Genomic DNA, 18,206 nt, shown 5'->3' with positions numbered 1-18,206 from the left:
CGGCACAGGGTAGGACACACCGGGCGCCCGTCGGGAGGACTCGGGACGGATCCCCCCGCGGGGGCACGGCCCCCGGCCGGGTGCGCCGCCGTCCGTTCGAACGGCGGCGGACGGCTCAGCGGCGGCGGAACAGCAGGTCGTGGACCACGTGGCCCTTGGCGATCCCGGCCCGTTCGAACTTGGTGAGCGGTCGCCAGTCCGGCCTGGGCGCGTAGCCCGGAACGCTGCCGTCCGGGTGGTCCGCGGGCTCCAGCCAGCCGCTGCCGTCACCCTCGGGGTGCAGGTTCTCCAGCTCCGGCGAGGCGGACAGCACGGTCAGCATCTGCTCCGCGTAGTGCTCCCAGTCGGTCGCGCAGTGGACCAGGGCGCCGGGGGCGAGCCGGGGCAGCACGAGGTCGAGGAAGGACGGCTGGATCAGCCGGCGCTTGTGGTGCTTGGGCTTGGGCCACGGGTCGGCGAAGTAGACCCGCAGCCCGGCCAGCGAGGCGTCCGGCAGCATGTCGCGCAGCAGGATGACGGCGTCGCCGGCGGCCAGCCGGACGTTCTCGGAGCCGTCGCGCTCCAGCATGCCGAGCAGGTTGCCGTGGCCGGGGGTGTGCACGTCGGCGGCGAGGATGCCCGTCGACGGGTCGGCGGCGGCCATCGCGGCGGTGGTCTCGCCCATGCCGAAGCCGATCTCCAGGGTGACCGGCAGCTCGCCGAACAGCTCCCGCAGGTCCAGCGGAGTGCCGTCGATCGGTATGCCGTACCGCTCCCAGCTCCGGTCCAGGGCGCCCGCCTGGGCGTTGGTCATCCGGCCCCGGCGCGGCTGGAAGCTGCGGATGCGCCGCTCGCGGTGCTGGGCCTCGGTGGCCTTGTGCGGGTACATCGGCGCGGGGTAGGCGGCCGGCGCGGCGGACAGCCGGGCGGACGGCGAGGGCTGGGGGATCGGGGCGGTGGCAGTCACAATCAACCGAGTCTACGGGGCGGCGCGCGGCGCCTGTCGGGGTGTGTGACCGGGCTCATCCGCCCCTCGCTCACGGGGTTCATCCGCGCCCGCTCACGCGGTTCAGCCACCCCCGCTCACGCGGTTCAGCCGCCGGCCTCCAGCGCGGCCAGCGCCCGGCGGGCCACCTCGCGCCCGATCGGCAGCGAGGCGGTCGCGGCGGGGGAGGGGGCGTTCAGCACGTGCACCGTACGGCGCGGGGAGCGCGGGTCCTCGGGGTCGAAACCGGCGAAGGCGAAGTCGTCCAGCAGCGAGCCGTCCCGGGCCACCGCCTGGGCGCGTACCCCAGCGGTGGCCGGCACCAGGTCGTCGGCGGTCACGGCGGGCAGCAGGCGCTGGACGGCGGTGGTGAACGCCCGCTTGGACAGCGAGCGGTGCAGCTCGCCCAGCTCGTACCGCCAGTGCCGCCGGAGTATCCGCCAGGTGCCGGGGAAGGCGAGGGTGTCGGCCAGGTCGTACGGGCGCACGGTGCGCCAGCGGTAGCCCTCGCGGGCCGCCGCGGGCACCGCGTTCGGGCCGACGTGGACGTCGCCGTGGATGCCCCGGGTGAGGTGCACGCCGAGGAAGGGGAAGGCCGGGTCGGGCACCGGGTAGACCAGTCCGCGCACCAGGTCCCTCCGGTGCTCGGCCAGTTCGTAGTACTCGCCGCGGAACGGGACGATCCGCACCCCGGGGTCGTCCCCGGCCAGCCGGGCGATCCGGTCGCTGTGCAGCCCGGCGCAGTTCACCAGCACCCGGCAGCGCAGCTCCCCGGCCGTGGTGCCGACCGTCACCCCGTCCCGGCGCCGCGCCACCGTCCGCACCCCGGTGCCGGGCCGCAGCTCGGCGCCCGCCTCCTGGGCCAGCCGGGCGTACGCCGTCGCCACGGCCGGGAAGTCGCAGATGCCGGTGGTGGCGACGTGCAGCCCGGCCAGACCGCTCACCTCCGGCTCGTACCGGGCGATCCCGGCCCGGTCCAACTCGGTGACGGGGATGCCGTTCGCCCGCCCTCGCTCGGCCAGCGCCGCCAGCCGGGGCAGTTCGGCGGGGTCGGTGGCCACGATCAGCTTGCCGGTGACCTCGTACGGGACGCCCTGCTCGCGGCAGAACGCCACCATCTCGTCGGCGCCCGCGACGGCGAACCGGGCCTTGTACGAGCCGGGCCGGTAGTAGACGCCGCTGTGGATCACCCCGCTGTTGCGGCCGGTCTGGTGCGCGGCGAAGCCGGTCTCCTTCTCCAGCACCGCGACCCGCAGCCCCGGGCGCGACCGGGTCAGCGCGTACGCCGTGGCCAGCCCGACGATCCCGCCGCCGACCACCGCCACCTCGACCTCGTCCGCCACGCCCGCTCCTCACCGTCGTTGGGGCCTCGCTGCCGATGCTGGCACGGCGCCGGGTCCGGGTCGAGACCGCGTGGTGCGCGGGTTCCGCCGGTTCCCCGCGCGACGGTCGGCCCGTGAAGGCTCCGCCGCGCGGATACGCGGTCCCCGCTCGTTCGCGTCGTGGCACGTCAGGGTGGGCGGCGTCCCCGCCGCCCACTCCCGGGTGTCGGCGGAGCCTCCTCCGGCGGCTCCGTCCGAGCTGCCGCGGCCGGCCCCCCGACCTGGCCGCGGCACGGTGCGCGGGATTCCCCCGGAACCCCGCGCACCGTCCTTCCCCCTACACCTCCCAGGGCCAGCCGGCGTCCGTTCCCGCCTCCAGCAGCGGGATCAGCCGGAAGGCCGCGTCGCCCAGACCGCCGAAGGTGTGTCGGTTGGTGCCGCCGCTGGGGCCGTGGCCGGGGGCGTAGCCGGCCAGGTTCCAGGTGTAGACCGGGACTTCGGCCGGGACGGCGGCGAGAGGATCGCTGCCCTGGTAGCCGGAACCGGTCTGCTCGTCGGTGACGATGACCACCCGGTCGTGGCCCCGGTAGTGGGCGCGGACGGCTGCGGCGGTACTGGTGCCGCCGAGGTTGGAGAAACGCTCCAGCACCCGCAGCACCGCCTCCCCGCGGCCGACCTCGACCACCCGGCTGTCGGAGCCGAACTGGACCAGGTCCGCCTCGGCGGCCCGGACCTTCAGCGCGGTGCCGAAGATCGCCGCCGAGTCCGCCCGGTTGAGCTGCGTCCCCGCACCGGGCCGGTCGAACATCGAGCCGGAGCGGTCCACCAGGATCAGCGTCCGGCCCGGCAGCCCGGGCACGTTGGCGAGCGAGTGGCCGAGCGCCGTCTCCAGCGCGTGCCCCCAGCGCAGCGAGGGCGCGTGCCGGTGCGCGGCCAGGTAGCGGAACGGGAACTGGCGCGAGCGCCGCACCTCGCCCGGGTCGGAGATCCGTCGGGCCACCTCGGCCGCGACCGCGTCCGACACCCCGGCCTGGTCGAAGTTGCGCAGGTTCCGCACCAGCGCCATCGGGCCCATGGACGGGATGACCGCCTCCCAGACCGCCGCGTCCAGCGGGCCCTGGAGCCAGCCGGCCAGCGCCTCCCAGGTCAGCCCGGCGGCGGCCAGCCGCTCGGCGCCGTCCTTCGCGGTCACGGCCGCCCGGCGTTCCTCGACCGGCAGCGCGAGCAGTTCGCGGTTGGCGGTCAGCAGCCGGTCGGTCGAGGGCGGGGTGGCCTCCTCCGGGCGGTGCCGGCGGTCCAGCGCGTGGGCGAACAGCGGGCCCTGCCAGGGCTTCTCCGGATCCGGCGAGGGGTGGGTCAACTCCAGTACGTCGCCGAAGCGGTAGCCCTTGGCCGCGGTGTCGTACTTGAGCAGCGAGCGGGCGTCGTACAGCCGCCGCACCGCGTCCGCGACGCCGCGCTTGAGCGGCTTGGGCAGTGCCCGGCCGTAGCGCGAGGTCCAGTACGCGAGCAGCTCGCCGGGCTCGTCGGCGCGCCGCAGCACGGCGTCGACGGCCTGCCGGGAGTGGCCGTGGGCGCCCGCGTCCAGCCGGGCCCGGGTGAACTCGGCGGCGCCGACCAGCGCGGCGGTGCGCAACTGCGCGTCGTGCCGCAGCCAGCGCAGCAGCCCGAGGGTCCACTCCGGCTCGGTGACGGCGAGTTCGCGCACCAGCGCGGTGTAGCGGTCGTCGCGGTCGCCGCCGCGCTCGTAGAAGGTGTCCTGGCCGACCATGTTGGCGACCGACAGGAGGAAGAGTTCGGACTTGCGGTCGCGGACGTGGCCGATGCCGCCCTGGTGGGTGCGGCCGTGCCGGCCGGTGGTGGCCACCGGCGAGCTCGGACCCGCCTTGGCCCTGCGGACGGTGTTGAACCTGGACATGCTGCAGCCCCCCTCGGCGTGCTGGTGGTGTCGACGGGAGGGAGGCGTGCAGCGGTGAGGGGTGCCCGAGATCGTGCCGGCCGTTGGACGGCCGACCTCGGCGGAGGTGTATGCCTTGTGCTCTGTCCGATTGAGCTAGCGGCCGCGCTCGCGCACGGCACGCCCGGGACTCGAACCCGGAACCGCAAGATCCGAAGTAACCCCCGCCTGCGCACCGGGCACTCCGAAGCGCACCGCCTCCCGAGATCAAAAGTGGCCGCGGTCGATGGAACTCAGCTTCACCGCGCCCCGCCGGGGGCACTCGACCGAAGTAACCGCTGCCGTCGCACCGGGAGGTGCGGAAACCTATTCACGTGTGGGTGTCCAGAGTTCGAGGACGGCTGAGGTGACGTAGCCGCTCTCCCGACTGAGCTACACCGGCCCGAAGCCGGTGGCGGGACTCGAACCCGCGACCTGCCCATTGACAGTGGAAGTAACCTCTGCCTGCGCACCTGGACAGGAGAGACCCTAGCCAGGCCCCTCCCGCAGGCGCATCCCATTTATCTCCGGTTCCACGCCGCTCACGCCGCTCGGGCGCTGCTCACACAGCTCGGGCACCGCTCACGCCGGCGCGACGATCACCGCGCGCGCCCGTTCCGTCAACTCCCGTACCCTGCGCTCACCCTGGAACGGCTCCAGGCGCCGCAGCATCTCCACCACGTACTCCCGGCTGCGCTGCGAGGAGATCCGGCCGGCCACCTCGACGGCGCGTTCGCCGGCGGCGACCGCGGCGTCCAGGTTGCCCGCCTCGGCCTCGGCCATCGCCGAGACCACCAGCCGCAGGCCGTGCGAGCGGACGAAGCCCTCGGTGGGCTTGGCCAGCGCCTCGCGGGTGAACTGCCGGACCTTGGAGGGCACTCCGAGGTCGCGGAAGCACTCGGCGGCGTCCGCGGCGAGCCGGTCGTAGGCGTAGAAGTCGATCCACGCCGGATCGGGATCCCCGGCGCGCGCCCGCTCAAGTGCGCTCTCCGCGGCGCCGAGTGCCGTCGCACACGCCGCCGCATTGCGGGCCTTGGCCTGCGCCCGGGCCTCCACCAGGTGGAAGAAGCTCATGGTCCGGGCGGTGGCCAGGCCCCGGTTGCGCTCCAGCGCGGCCTGCGCGAGGTCGACGGCCTCCTCGGCGAAGCCCCGGTAGCCGGCCTGCAGGCTCATCGAGGCGAGCACGTACCCGCCGAGCGGCACGTCGGCGGCGGCCCGGGCGAGCCGCAGGGCCTGGATGTAGTAGCGCTGAGCGGCCTCGTGCTGCCCGGTGTCGAAGGCCATCCACCCGGCCAGTCTGGTCAGTTCGGCGGTCGCGCCGAACAGCGCCCGGCCGACGGCGTCGCTGTACGAGGCGAGCAGCAGCGGCGCCGCCTCCACCCGCAGGCACTCCGGCACCATCGACGAACGCCAGTCCCCGCCACCGTACTTGGAGTCCCAGCGGCGCGCCTCCTGGGCGGCCTCGCGGAGCTTGGCGGCGTCCGAGTGGCCGACCCGGTAGGAGGAGGCCTCGCTGGGGGAGCGCGGCACCTCGCGGGCCACCGAGCCGTCCGCCGGGGCGATCAGCCAGCGGGAGACCGGAGTCGCGTACGCGGCGACCGAGAAGGTGCCGGCCAGGCTGTCGCTCCAGCGCCCGCCGCCGGGGCCGCGGCGCAGTTCGAGGTCGACCCGGAACAGGTCGGTGGCCGAGCGCACCGCGTCGGCGACCTCGCGCGGGAAGGCCAGGCCGAGTTCGGGCGCCGGGTCGGTGTCGCCCAGGCCGATCTCCTCCAGCGGGACGGGCCGGCCGAGCTTGCCGCCGATCGCGGTGGCGATCAGGTGCGGGACAGGCCCCTGCGGGACCATGCCCTTGCTGACCCAGCGGGCCACCGAGGTCTTGTCGTAGCGCAGCGTCAACCCGCGCTGCGCGCCCAGGTCGTTGACCCGGCGGGCCAGTCCGGCGTTGCTGATCTGGGCGAGGGCCAGGAGCGTGCCGAGCCGTTCGTTCGGTCCTCGTGGGCTGACGGTCATGGTGGCGGCGGCACCTCCTGCGGCCTTGTGCGCGGGGCCCGGGCGGCACCGAGCCGTAGCTGCTGTACCTAGAGTAGTCGGACGCGTTCCGACGGTTAAGAGGCCGCATTCCGGATGGCGGGATCGCGCACCCGGCGGTCCCGCGCGGGGCCGCCGAGGGGGTTGGTCCGGACCACTCGGAGCGGAACGGCCGCGCCGCGCGCCGGAGTCCCGTGCTCCGGTCCCGTGTTCACGTGCGCCCGGCCGTGCCCCCTGGCTCGACCGGCTGCTCGGCGATTCGCTGGTGGTCGTGGGTCGGCCCGCCGTCGAGGACCCGGCGGGCCGGGGGATGCCGCCGTCTCCATCCCCGCGGGCGGCGGCGGAGTCCGGGAGGGCATGCGGATGCCCTCCCGGGCTGGACGACGCCTTTCGGCCATATCGCGATGCCCATGCCAAAAAGGTTCGCCCCGGGCGGTCCGGGCCGGGGAGGGGGAGGCCCGGCCCGCTCGATCCCCGCTCCGCCCGGGCCGGCCGCCGAACCGGCGTACGGGCATCGCCGAGCTGTTCCCGGGCCCGCGCCGACAGCGCCCCGATCCACCGGGGATCCACCGCCCGGCCCGCGCCGAATCGGAAGCGGAACCGACAACACCCGCCCCGGCGGCGCCCCGTGGTGGCACGATGTCTCCTGACGGCGCGCCGGAAGAGGGACACGCCGGAAGCGGGCACGCCGGAACGCGCGTGCGCGGCGCGCGGGTGCAGGTCCTCGTCCGGTGGAGGCGCGATGCGGTGGCTGACGGGCTGGAGCACGGGCACGCCCCGGGCGGGCACACCGGCGCACGAGGCCCTCGCCGCAGTCGCGCCGATCGCCGCGCGCCCCCTGTGGACCGGCCCCAACCCGCTCTGGGCCGTCGGAGACTGGCGGCCCGAGGAGATCCGGCTGGCCACCCTCCGCCCCGGCGCCCCCGCCACGGTCAGCACCGGCCCCACCGCCCCCGACCCCGTCGAGGACACCCCCGCCACCACCCGGCTCGCCGTCCTCGGCCACTGCGGCGCCACCGACGCCGAGCTCGCCGCCGGCCTCGCCGCCGCCCGCGGCGGCGCCGTCCGCCACCTGACCGCCTGGCCCGGCAGCTACACCGTCGTGCTGCGCACCGGCACCCGCTCCACCCTGCTGCTCGCCGACCTGGTCGGCGCCCAGCCCGTCTTCCACACCCCCTGGGCCGGCGGCACCGCGTACGCCACCGCCGCCCTCCCGCTCGCCGACCTGGTCGGCGCCCCGCTGGACACCGGCCACCTGGCGGCCCGGCTCGCCTGCCCGGAGTCCCCGGAGGCGCTCGGCACCGGCACGCCGTACCTGGGCGTCCAGCGGGTGCCGCCCGGCCACGTGCTCGCCATCCGCGGCGGCCGCCCGTACCTCGACGCCTACGACGCGTCGCTCGGCGCCGAGCAGCCGCGCGACGAGGCGCCCGCCGTGCGCGAACTCACCCGCGCCCTGCTGGAATCCGTCCGCTCCCGGGTCCGCACCACCGCGCCCGCACCCGGCCCGACCGGGCGCGCCCGGCTCGGCGTCGACCTCTCGTACGGCACCGCCTCGGCCACCGTGGCCCTGCTCGCCGCCGCCGTACCGCTGCCGCCGGTGCCCTCGGCGGCCACCGCCGCACCGGCGCTCGCCGCAGGGGCCGGCACGGCGGCCAGGACCGGTGCGGTCAAGGGCTCCTGGGCCCGCGCCGCCGACCGGGAACCGCCCGCCCCCGAGCAACTGGCCGCCGTCACCCTCGGCGAGACCGAACCCCCGGCCACCCTCGCACTCGCCCCCGACACCCCCCGGCTGCGGCACACCGTGCTCGACCCCGGCCCCGACACCCTCCCGTACGCCGGACTGCGCGCCGCCCCGCAGCCCGGCCGGCTCACCGACGAACCCGGCCCCGAACTCGTCGCCGCCGCCCGCGCCGAGGCCCGCTTCGGCGCCGGCGGCACCGACCACCTCACCGGCTACGGCGCCCGCCAGGTGCTCGACGGTCACCCGGCCCGGCTGGCCGACCTCATCCGGGCCGGGCGGCCCCGCGAACTGCTGCCCCCGGTCGCCGCGCTGGCCGGCGCCGACCGGGCCGCCGCGGGCGTGCTCGCGGGCGCGCTGCGCACCCCGCTCACCGTGGTGCGGGCCGCCCACCGGCTCTCCCGGATCCGCTACGCCGAGGCGCTGGACGAGGCCGCCGCCAGACTGGCCGCCCGTCACGTCCCGGACGGCGGCGGTACCGCGGGCCACCGCTCGGCCGCCGACCTCGCCTGGTGCGTGCCCGGCCCGGCCGCCCGCTGGCTCTCCGACGAGGCGCTCTCCTCGGTGGCCCTGCGCCTTCGTCTGGCGGCGCGCAATTCGGCGCCCGAGGAACACCCGGGCGCGTACCGGGCCCGGCACGCCCTCTACCGACAGGCGCGCTCCTACCGCACGCTGGTGCACGCCACCGAACAGCCCGGCCAGCGGCTGCACGCGCCCTTCCTCGACAACCAGGTGGTCCGCGCCGCCCGGCTGCTCCCCGACGACGTCCGTCTCCAACCCGGCGCCCGGCACGCCCTGCTGCACGCCGTCCTCACCGGCGCCGGCCGCACCGACCTGCCCCCCGACTGGGGCCGCGGCCCCCGCCCCGACCGAGCCGCCCCCGCCCGGGCCGGCCTGCGACTGGCCGCCGACGGCCTCGCCGAACTCTTCGACGCCCCGCTCCTCGCCGAGGCCGGACTGATCGACCTCCCCGCCGTCCGCGCCCACCTCGCCCGCTCCGCCGACCCCGCCACCCCGCTCTCCCCGGCCGCCCTGGCCGGCCTCGCCGAGCTGGTCTCCACCGAACTCTGGCTCCGCCGCATCCGCGCCCGCCGCCACGGCGCCTGCTGGACCGGCCTCCCGCACCCCCGCCTCCCGGCCCTCACCCCCTGAGTCCCGGGCGCGGCGCCGATCGGGTCGGCTCCGCCTGCCCTCCGGCGCGGCTGCCGGGGGCCGTCCGTTCCACCCCCCCCTGCCTTCGCCCACGTTCGCCCGGCCCCCGACCCCCCTCCGGCGCGGCTGCGGGAGGGGGCCCGGGCGGGCGGTGATGATGGCGGGGTCGTGGGTCCGGGGTGAGGAGCGTGGGCGGTGGCCGGTGTGGGCGCGGGGCAGGACGTTCCCGTGGTGCTGTCGGTGCTGGGGCGGCCGCCGACGGGGCGGGTGCCCGGGGTGTTGGCGGCGTGTGACGGGTCGGACGGGTCGCTGTGGGCGCTGGACCGGGCGATGACGGAGGCGGAGCTGTTCGGGCTGCCGCTGTACGTGCTGGCCGTGGTGAACCCGGCGCCGGCCGGGTACCCGCCGGGGATGGCGGAGCTGGTGCAGGAGAGCGTGGAGACGCTGGTCGAGAGCATGGCGGACGGGCTCCGCCGGGCGGTGGCCACCGTGCTGCGGCAGCGGGTGCGGCCGTTCGCGGGGGAGATGTCGCTGCACGTGGTGCTGGGCAACGTGATCGAGGTGCTGCTGGAGGCCTCGGCCCGGCAGCACACCCTGGTGGTCGGCACCCGGGGCAACGGGGGCTTCGCCCGTCTGCTGCTGGGTTCGGTGAGTTCGGCGGCCGTGCACCACGCGGCCTGCCCGGTCCTGGTGGTCCCCGCCCCGCCGGGGCCGTGAGGGGGCCGCGAGGGGGCCGTTGACGGAGCCCGGCGGCGTCGGGCGGTGTCGGGAATGTACCGAGATGGTTCATCGTTCACCTATCCGGTTATCCGGTACACCGACGACACGACGCCCCTGGAGTTCTCCCGCATGAAGGTCGAGATCTGGTCCGACATCGCCTGCCCGTGGTGCTACATCGGCAAGCGCCGCTTCGAGCAGGCCCTGGCCGAGTTCCCCGGCAAGGAACGGGTCGAGGTCGTCTACCGCCCGTACCAGCTGGTTCCGGACGCCCCCGCGACGGCGAGCCCGCACCGTGCCTGGCTGGCCGAGCGCTACGGCCCGCAGTCGGTGGCGATGGACGCGCGGGTGGCCGAGCTGGGCCTGGCCGAGGGCATCACGTACGACTTCGACGCCGCCCTGCACGCCAACACCTTCCTGGGCCACCGCCTGCTGCACCTCGCCGAGTCCGAGTACGGTGCCGAGGTGCAGGGCCGTCTCAAGGAGGCGCTGATGAAGGCGCACTTCACCGACGGCGTGGACGTCGGCGACCGCGCCGCGCTGGCCGACGTGGCCGTGGCGGCGGGTCTGGACCGGGAGCGGGTGACGGCCTACCTGGCGGGCGACGAGGGCGCCGCCGAGGTCCACGCCCAGCTGGCCGAGGGCCGGGAGCTGGGCATCACCGCCGTGCCGACCTTCGTGTTCGAGGGCAAGTGGGCGGTCCAGGGCGGCCAGGAGGCCGAGACCTTCCGCAAGGTGCTGGAGCAGGTCGCCGCCGAGATCGGCGAGCGCCGGCCGGCCCCGGTGCCGGTCGCCCCGGCCGGGGAGGCCTGCGCGGACGGCTCCTGCGCCATCTGACACCGCTCCCGCACCACCGGCCGCCGGACCACGGCCCCGTCAGGGGCCGGACCCGGCGCCGATCCGCCCGGGGCCCGTCCCAGGAACTCTCAGGAGCACCTGAAGCGGGCCTCGGCCCAGTCCGCGATGTTCAGCGCCGACCAGATCCCGTTCACCGGGGTGACGACCAGCCGGATCGACTTCTGCCCGGCCAGCGGCACGTGCACCGGCACCGCGTCGTCCCCGACGGTGAGCGTGCGGGAGTGCCACAGGGTGCTGCCGTCGCCGCCCTGGACGGAGAAGACCACCCCGCCGGGCGTGAGCGTGGCGTCGTCGACCCCGGCGACCGCGTCGAAGGACGTGCAGCTGCGGTTGAGGTCGATCAGCGTGGTCGCGGGCGCGTGCACGGTGATGGCGTGCGCGTGGTTCTCGCCGCCGATCCACGCGTCGTCGTGCTGCCAGAACTTGTCGCTGCCCTTCTGCCGGATGCTCGGTTCGGGTGGCGGCACCCGGTTGTTGCCGGGCTTGAACACGGGCAGCGAGTCGACCCAGAAGTCGGTGGTCGCGGGCGTCGTGGGTGGTGAAGTGGGCGGCGTCGTGGGCGGTGTCGGCGGGGCGACGGTCGGGTCCGGCACCGTCGGCAGGGTCGGGGTCGGTACGACCGGTACCTCCTGCGACACCGGCGGCGTCGGGGTCGGGTCGACCGACGGCCCGACGGAAGGCCCGGGCACCGCAGGGCTGCGCGTAGTCGGCGGCCCGCTCGTCGGCTTCTGGGTGGCCGCCGGGGCCTGGCGCCCCCGGGCCGTCGCGGACGGCTGCGGGCTGAGGTTCGGGCTCGGGCTCGACGAGGGCTGGTCCGGGGCCGGGGCGGCGTCACCCGGGGCCTGAGCCGGGGCCTGGGCGGCCGAGGCGGCCGGGGCGGGCGGAGCGGGCGCGGGTGCCGCCGAGACGGGGGCGGTCGACGCGGCACCGGCCGGGGGAGCGGCCACCGGAGGCTTGGGTTCGGGCGAGCCGGTCAGCGCGTACGCGGCGGCGGCCGCCGCGGCCACCGCCACGGCGGCGGCGATCCCGGCCTTGGCGGCGGTGCCCAGGCCCTCGCCGGCCGCGCCGCCGGCCCCGCTCCCACCACCGGAAGCCGCACCTGCCGAACCAGCTGCACCAGCCGCACCCGCGGTCCCCGAGGACCCGGCCGAAGCCGCCGCCGTCCCCGCCGCGGCCGCACCGCCGACCGCGGCGGCACCGCCCACGGCGGCCGCGGCGGCGCTGAACCCGCCGACCCCGACCCACACCAGCACACCGCCGGGCAGCAGCGCGCGCAGACCGGTGTTGATCTCGGTCAGCTCCAGGCAGGCCGCCGTGCAGCGGTCGCACTCCTTGAGGTGCCGTCCGACCTCCGCCGAGGCCCGCTTGCGCAGCGAGCCGCGCGCGTACGCCCCGAGCCGGTTGGCGTACGCCTCGCAGGTGCTGTCCTGGCTGCCGGAGACGTGCGCCTGCAGGAACCCGGCTGCCAGCCGGTCGCGGGCCCGGTGGGCCTGGACGGCGGTGGCGTTGGCGGTCTTGCCGAGCATCACCGCGACGGTCTTCGGCGACTCCCGCTCGACCTCGGTGTGCCAGAGCACCACCCGGTCGTCCTCGGGCAGTTCGGCGTAGGCCTGCATGACCATGCGCTGGTCGGCCATGGCCATCGCCCAGGCGTCGGCGCCCGGGTCGGCCAGGTCGAGGTCGACCACGGCGGCCGAGCCCTGCGCGAACACGCTGAAGTCGTCGACGAGTTGCTCGCGCCGCTCGCTGCGGGTCCAGGCGGCGGCGACGTTGCGCACGGCGGTCAGCAGGTAGGCGCGGACGGCGAACTCCGGCCCCTTGCCCGCCCTGAGGGCCTGCAGGGTGCGGGCGAAGACCTCGCCGGCGAGGTCCTCGGCGGTGAAGCTGTCCCGGCAGCAGGTGCGCGCGTAGCGGCGCACCGAGTCGACGTGCCGGCGGTAGATCTCCTCGTACGCGGTGTCGTCGCCGGCCCGGACCCGGGCGGTCAGTTCGGCGTCGGAGGCCGGGCGCTCGCCGTCCACCGGGTCGGCGGGGGCGGGCACGGTCGGTCGGGCGGGGCGGCCGGCGCCGACGAACGCCTCGGGGGCGACCCCGCCCCGGCCGGCCGGGGCCTGTCCGGGCACCCGGTTCGGCGGCAGCGCGGCGGCGGAGGCGGACAGCGACTCGCGGCTGGGCATGCCGGCCTGGTCGGGGACGTGGCCGGCGCTCGAACCGGCTGCGGCGCCCGGAACTTGGGCGGCTCCGCTGCCGCCGGGGCCCGCGGCGGACCCTTCGGCCGTGCTACCGGAGAGGCCTCCGAAGTCGAGGCCGTACCCGTAGTCGTTCTGTTCTTCGGCGCTCACAACGGACCCCAGATTCCACGACAGCCCCCGCAGTGTGGAAGGGTGCGCGGGAGTGCGTAGGCGCACGGTTTCCCGACGTACGGCGCCGACGGCGCGCGAAGGGCGCGCATCGGGACATTGGCTCCAACCACGGGCAAAGGATGGCATAGCGCAGGGACGGGCGGTAGCCGGACCGGCCGGTACCCACTCTTCCGAGGGGCCGTCGCGGATGTGTTCGCCCAGCGTGCGGCGATGGGCCGTGCGTCGCCCGTACCCGGCGCGCGCGCCGTGCCCGCGCGCCGGTCTCCTGTTCAACTCCCTTGCCCGGACGGCGCGTCGGCCGTGTCGCCCGGCGATCCGACCACGCTCCGAACGGTGCGTCAGCGCGCCCGCAGGCCGTCCAGCAGGATCTGCAACAGCCGGTCCGACGGCCCGGAAAGCGATTGACCGTCCGTCTGCGGAGCAACGGCCGCGAAGCCGGCCACGGCCGGTACCGAGACCGCCGGCCGGGCCGCGTGCACCGGCACCGAGGCGGTCAGCACCAGCACCACGTCCGACACCGTGACGCCCGGCCGCAGTTCGCCCGCCGCACCGGCCCGCGCCACCAGCGCGGCCAGCAACTGCAACAGCAGTCTGGGGTCGGCGTCGGCCGCCGAGGGTTCGACCGGGGCCCCGGACCGCGCCTCCTCGCCGCGCAGGTCGAAGCGGACGGCCGCCGGCGGTTCCGGCGCCCGCTGCTCCGGCACCCGGCCCAGCTCCTCCGCGTACCGGAACGCCTCCGGCGGCAGCAGCCGCCCGGCGCCCGTGCTCACGGCCCGGGCCAGGTACCCGGCCAGCGCCTCCCACGCACCGTCGCCGCCGTACAGCGACTCCCGGGCCTGCGCGGTCAGCCAGGCCACCTCCTCGGCGGCGATCCGCTGGACCAGCACCTCCTTGCTCGGGAAGCGCCGGTACACGGTGCCGACGCCGACCCCGGCCCGGCGGGCGACCTCCTCCATCGGCGCGTCGTAGCCGAACTCGCCGAACACCTCCCGGGCGGCCCGCAGCACGCTCTCCAGGTTCCGCCGGGCGTCCACCCGCAGCCGGGCCCCGGGCACCGGCACGGCGGCCGGTGACGGCTCCGTCCGGTACGGGACGGCCGAGTACGACACCCCGTCCTGCCTCGGCAGGTCCGCCGGGCCGCGCTGCTCCGGCACCATGCCCTGTCCGGCGTGCGGTGCGCCCGCCCGACCCAACACCTGCTCCTGCTCCATCATCCCAACTCTCCCCCGCAGGCGTCCGAATCCGGACCCTGTCGTCGCCCGCCCCTGCACCCCCCGGTGCAGCTCAGCCCGTCAGAAATGACCTGATGACCCATTGCTCGTGCCGCCCGTCCGATTTCGGTGACCACGGTCGTGCCGCCGGGCCGCCTTCACGTCCGGCTCGGCGCGTCGGCACCGTCCGGGGCCCTGTCCGGGAACTACCCTTCCCCGGATGACTGTCCCCCAGTCGGGTTCTCACGCCAACGCTGGAACTGGCCGTAATGGCCGCTCCACGGTGCGTCGCCGCCGATTGTCATGGCGGTGGCCGCTCCGGTACACAATCCGACCATAGTTCACGCCTCTTCGCGGCCGAAAGTGCGTCAGAAAGTCGCCCGGCAAGCACAACTGACCACCATGGTCACTTCCGTGGCAACCAGCCCCGTACGGACTGTGGACAAGACCACCTCCGGCGGTCCTTCATAGGGGGCGTGATGGGGGGACACCCCCGGCCGCGGGGCCGGGACGAGACGCCACATCGGCAGGAGGTGCACCATCAGGATCCTGATCGCCGGCGGCGGCTGCGCCGGGATGGCCACCGCGCTCCACCTCCAGCGCGGCCTGCGCGAACGGCTGCGCCGAGGCGAGGTGGAGATCACCGTCGTCGAGCCCCAGGCCTACTTCACCTACCACCCGCTGCTGGCCGAGGTCGCGGCCGGCTCGATCGACCCGAGACACGTGGTCGTCCCGCTGCGCCGGATCCTGCCGGACTGCCGGGTGGTCACCGCCCGGATCACCCGGATCGAGCACTTCGCCCGCCGTGTCCTGGCCGACGTCGCGAGCCCCGGCGAACCCCCCGTACCGGTCGAACTCCCCTACGACATCCTGGTGGTGGCCCCCGGCTCGGTCTCCCGGACGGCCCCCGTGCCCGGCCTCGCCGAACACGGGCTCCGCTTCTCCACCGTCGGTGAGGCGGTGAACCTGCGCAACCACGTGCTGGAACAGCTCGACCTCGCCTCCGCCACCCGTGATCCCGCCCTGCGCCACGCCGCGCTCACCTTCGTCTTCGTCGGCGCCGGCTACGCGGGCGTCGGCGCGCTCGCCGAGCTGGAGGACATGGCCCGCACCGCCGTACGGACCTATCACAACGTCCGGGCCGAGGACCTGCGCTGGGTGCTGGCCGAGGCGACCGACCGGATCCTGCCCGGCGAGGCGTCCGACCTCGCCGAGCACGCCCTCGGCCAGCTGCGCGAGCGCGGCGTCGACATCCGGCTGGGCACCACCCTGGAGTCCGCCCTCGGCGGGGTCGTCGCGCTCTCCGACGGCAGCCGCTTCGAGGCCCGCACCCTGGTCTGGACGGCGGGCGTGCGGCCCTCCCCGCTGCTGCGCGAGAGCGATCTGCCGCTGGACACCCTCGGCCGGGTCCGCTGTCTGGCCACCCTGCAGGCCGTCGGCCCGGACGGACGCGCGCTGCCCGGCGTCTGGGCGGCCGGCGACTGCGCCGCGGTGCCCGACCCCGACGCGGACGGCGCCCCCTGCGCGCCCAACGCCCAGCACGCCTTCGCCCAGGCCGAACTGCTCGCCCGCAACATCGCGGTGGCCCTGGACGGCGGACCGCACGCGCCCGGCCTCGTCGGGTACCGGCCGGGCCCCGCCGCCTGTTCGACCTCGCTGGGCCTGCGCCGGGCCGTCGCCCACACCCGGCGCGGCGGCCGGCTCACCGGACGGCGGGCCTGGTGGCTGCACCGGGCCCGGCACCTGTGGCGGCTGCCGAGCGCGGAGCGCCGGGTGCGGGTGCTGATGGACTGGGTGTTCGGCGGGGTCTTCTCCCGGGAGACGGTCTCGCTGGGGGCGATGGAGCACCCGCGTACGACCTTCGAGGACGGTTTCGACCCAGGGTCCGGCCGGCCGCCCGGCGCCGGGCCGGAAGCCCCGCGGTGAGTTCCCCGGCGCCCGCGCTGCGGCGGGCGGTCCGATGAACGACCCGACGGCCACGCCGGGCGCGCGACTTCCGGAACCGGCCCTCCGCCTGACAGGATCAGCCCGAACTGGTCATTACCCCGTGTGCTGTGGCGCACACAAAAAGTGATGTTATGCCTGGAAAACGAGGAAGCGGCCGTCGTTTGAACCTCATGCGCTGGAGCGCCCGGCTCACCGGAGTCCCCTGGCGTGCCGCCCCGCCCAACGGGGCCGGCACCGACGAGGGAGCGCCCGCCCCCGAGGGCGTCGTCGTGCCCAGCCCCCGCGACCCCACCAGCCTCGCCACCGCCGCCGAACTCCTCGACCCGCACAAGCCCCAGCACCTGCGCGAGGTCCTCAACCGCATCCCCGCCCCGGTCGCCGTCACCTACGGACCGCTCCACCAGCTCGGCTACGCCAACCGCGCCTACCGCGAACTCTTCGGCGACCGCCCCACCGGCCTGCCCGCCGGCGAGGCCCTCCCCGAACTCGGCACCATGGGCGTCCTACCCCTGATGGACCAGGTCATCCGCGGCGGCCGCCCCCGCAGCGTCAAGGCCCGCTGCATCCTCGGCCTCACCGGCAACCGCTACTACAACGTCTCCTGCGTCCCGCTCGGCAACGGCGACACCTGCGACACCCGCGACACCCCCGTCGAGGGCCCGCCCGCCGGAGTCCTGATCTTCGCCGCCGAGGTCACCGACCAGGTCCTCGCCGCCGCCCGCCTGCGCGAAGCCGAACGCCGCCAGCGCGAGGCCGCCGTCACCCTCCAGCGCAGCCTCCTCCCGCAGAAGCTCGACCAGCCGGCGGACCTGCGGGTCGCCGCCACCTATCAGCCGGGCGGTGCGGAGGCCGCCGTCGGCGGCGACTGGTACGACGTGATCGCCATCGACGGCGGACGCACCGCCCTCGTCATCGGCGACGTCATGGGCCGCGGCCTGCGCGCCGCCGCAGTGATGGGCCAGCTGCGCACCGCCGTGCGCGCCTACGCCCGCCTCGACCTGCCCCCGCACGAGGTGATGCGCCTGCTCGACGGCCTCGCCATGGAGATCGACGCCAACCAGATCGCCACCTGCACCTACGCCGTCTGGGACCCGCGGCGCCGCACCCTCTCCTACGCCTCGGCCGGCCACCTCCCCATGCTGCTCCGCTGCCCCGACGGCACCATCCTGCGCAGCGAGGAACAGAACGGACCCCCGCTCGGCACCGGCGACGGCCTGCACGTCTCCCACACCCTGCGCCTGCTCCCCGGTACGACCGGTGTTCTCTATACGGACGGCCTGGTCGAACGCCGCGACGAGGACATCGACCAGGGCCTCGACCTCCTGGCCCGCACCCTGACCGGCGCCATCGGGGCCCCCGAGGTGATCTGCGCCCGGCTGCTCCGGGCGATGGGAGTGACCTCGGAGCACGACGACGACGTCGCGGTCCTGGCCTTCCAGCTGCCGGCAGAGGAAGGTGCGGCGACGGTGCGGGCGGCGCTTGACTCGGCCACCCCAGAGGTCTAGTGTTCTTCGAGCTGCCTGGCAGGGAGCACCGGACACGCATCTGCGCGGACGGCCCCGGGGTAGCCAATCCTCTGAATCACCACTTCCGGTTCATGCCGGTCGTTTCGCTTTTCGCGTTGCGGCTCGGTGTCTATTTGGCGTGCGCGTTTTATCGGATTGCGGTCGGATTCGCTTTTCGGAGCGGTGATCGGCTAGAGTTTGAAACGTCGGACAGGGCGTCAAGCCCCGGAAGACACCGGCGAGTTGGATGACGAAGCCCCGGAAACGGAGCGGAAAACATCTGATAAGCTGGAAACACGAAAGAACGAAGCGCCCGGAGGGCCCGCTGGAAGGCGGCTCGAAGGAAGCGTCCGTTCCTTGAGAACTCAACAGCGTGCCAAAAGTCAACGCCAGATATGTTGACATCCCCGGCCTCAGATTCTTCTGGGGTTGGAGATTCCTTTTGAAATAACACTAGCGAGGACG

General features: G+C 75.4%; 10 protein-coding genes and 1 pseudogene. 5 read left to right on the top strand and 6 right to left on the bottom strand.

Annotated features, from left to right (window positions below; genetic code table 11):
- Window positions 1-115: 115 nt before the first annotated feature.
- The 4 genes from trmB to RZ50_RS07000 all read right to left on the bottom strand — a co-directional run bounded on the left by trmB (window position 116) and on the right by RZ50_RS07000 (window position 6,232).
- Window positions 116-946: a tRNA (guanosine(46)-N7)-methyltransferase TrmB gene (trmB, locus tag RZ50_RS07015; protein ID WP_308271513.1), complete on the bottom strand. Its 831-nt coding sequence runs from the start codon at window positions 944-946 to the stop codon at window positions 116-118.
- Window positions 947-1,071: 125 nt separating this feature from the next.
- Entirely contained in the window at window positions 1,072-2,307 is a 1,236-nt protein-coding gene (gene lhgO / locus RZ50_RS07010; RefSeq protein ID WP_196952403.1) for an L-2-hydroxyglutarate oxidase, read from the bottom strand.
- Window positions 2,308-2,623: 316 nt separating this feature from the next.
- The gene (locus tag RZ50_RS07005) at window positions 2,624-4,204 is read right to left on the bottom strand and encodes a TROVE domain-containing protein (RefSeq protein ID WP_196952402.1); all 1,581 of its coding nucleotides are present in this window, start codon (window positions 4,202-4,204) and stop codon (window positions 2,624-2,626) included.
- Window positions 4,205-4,804: 600 nt separating this feature from the next.
- Window positions 4,805-6,232, bottom strand: a complete 1,428-nt coding sequence (locus tag RZ50_RS07000; RefSeq protein ID WP_196952401.1) for an MFS transporter — start codon at window positions 6,230-6,232, stop codon at window positions 4,805-4,807.
- 760 nt (window positions 6,233-6,992) lie between these two features.
- Here RZ50_RS07000 and RZ50_RS06995 point away from each other — a divergent pair.
- The 3 genes from RZ50_RS06995 (at window position 6,993) to RZ50_RS06985 (ending at window position 10,694) form a co-directional block, all read left to right on the top strand.
- The gene (locus tag RZ50_RS06995) at window positions 6,993-9,140 is read left to right on the top strand and encodes an asparagine synthase-related protein (protein WP_217680291.1); all 2,148 of its coding nucleotides are present in this window, start codon (window positions 6,993-6,995) and stop codon (window positions 9,138-9,140) included.
- Window positions 9,141-9,335: 195 nt separating this feature from the next.
- The gene (locus tag RZ50_RS06990; RefSeq protein WP_196950589.1) at window positions 9,336-9,857 is read left to right on the top strand and encodes a universal stress protein; all 522 of its coding nucleotides are present in this window, start codon (window positions 9,336-9,338) and stop codon (window positions 9,855-9,857) included.
- A 132-nt stretch (window positions 9,858-9,989) separates the two neighbouring features.
- Window positions 9,990-10,694 carry a DsbA family oxidoreductase gene (locus RZ50_RS06985; protein ID WP_196950590.1) on the top strand — a complete coding sequence of 235 codons (705 nt, stop codon included), beginning with the start codon at window positions 9,990-9,992 and terminating at the stop codon, window positions 10,692-10,694.
- Between the two features lie 89 nt (window positions 10,695-10,783).
- Here the strand turns inward: RZ50_RS06985 and RZ50_RS06980 are convergent, their stop codons facing one another.
- Complete coding sequence (locus RZ50_RS06980) at window positions 10,784-13,057, bottom strand: sigma-70 family RNA polymerase sigma factor (protein ID WP_308271512.1); 2,274 nt, start codon at window positions 13,055-13,057, stop codon at window positions 10,784-10,786.
- A 359-nt stretch (window positions 13,058-13,416) separates the two neighbouring features.
- The gene (locus tag RZ50_RS06975) at window positions 13,417-14,292 is read right to left on the bottom strand and encodes a TetR/AcrR family transcriptional regulator (RefSeq protein WP_254802017.1); all 876 of its coding nucleotides are present in this window, start codon (window positions 14,290-14,292) and stop codon (window positions 13,417-13,419) included.
- A gap of 573 nt (window positions 14,293-14,865) precedes the next feature.
- Between RZ50_RS06975 and RZ50_RS06970 the strand changes: the two genes are divergently transcribed.
- Together RZ50_RS06970 and RZ50_RS06965 are read left to right on the top strand one after the other, a co-directional pair.
- Complete coding sequence (locus tag RZ50_RS06970; protein WP_254802016.1) at window positions 14,866-16,215, top strand: NAD(P)/FAD-dependent oxidoreductase; 1,350 nt, start codon at window positions 14,866-14,868, stop codon at window positions 16,213-16,215.
- A 182-nt stretch (window positions 16,216-16,397) separates the two neighbouring features.
- Window positions 16,398-17,693, top strand: a pseudogene (locus RZ50_RS06965) (PP2C family protein-serine/threonine phosphatase); the annotation flags it as partial.
- Window positions 17,694-18,206: the final 513 nt, after the last annotated feature.

The organism is Kitasatospora sp. SUK 42 (assembly GCF_015776785.2).
Taxonomy (GTDB): Bacteria; Actinomycetota; Actinomycetes; order Streptomycetales; family Streptomycetaceae; genus Kitasatospora.
The sequence above is the reverse complement of the archived record's forward strand: the minus strand, read 5'-3'. Positions and strand labels throughout refer to the sequence as shown.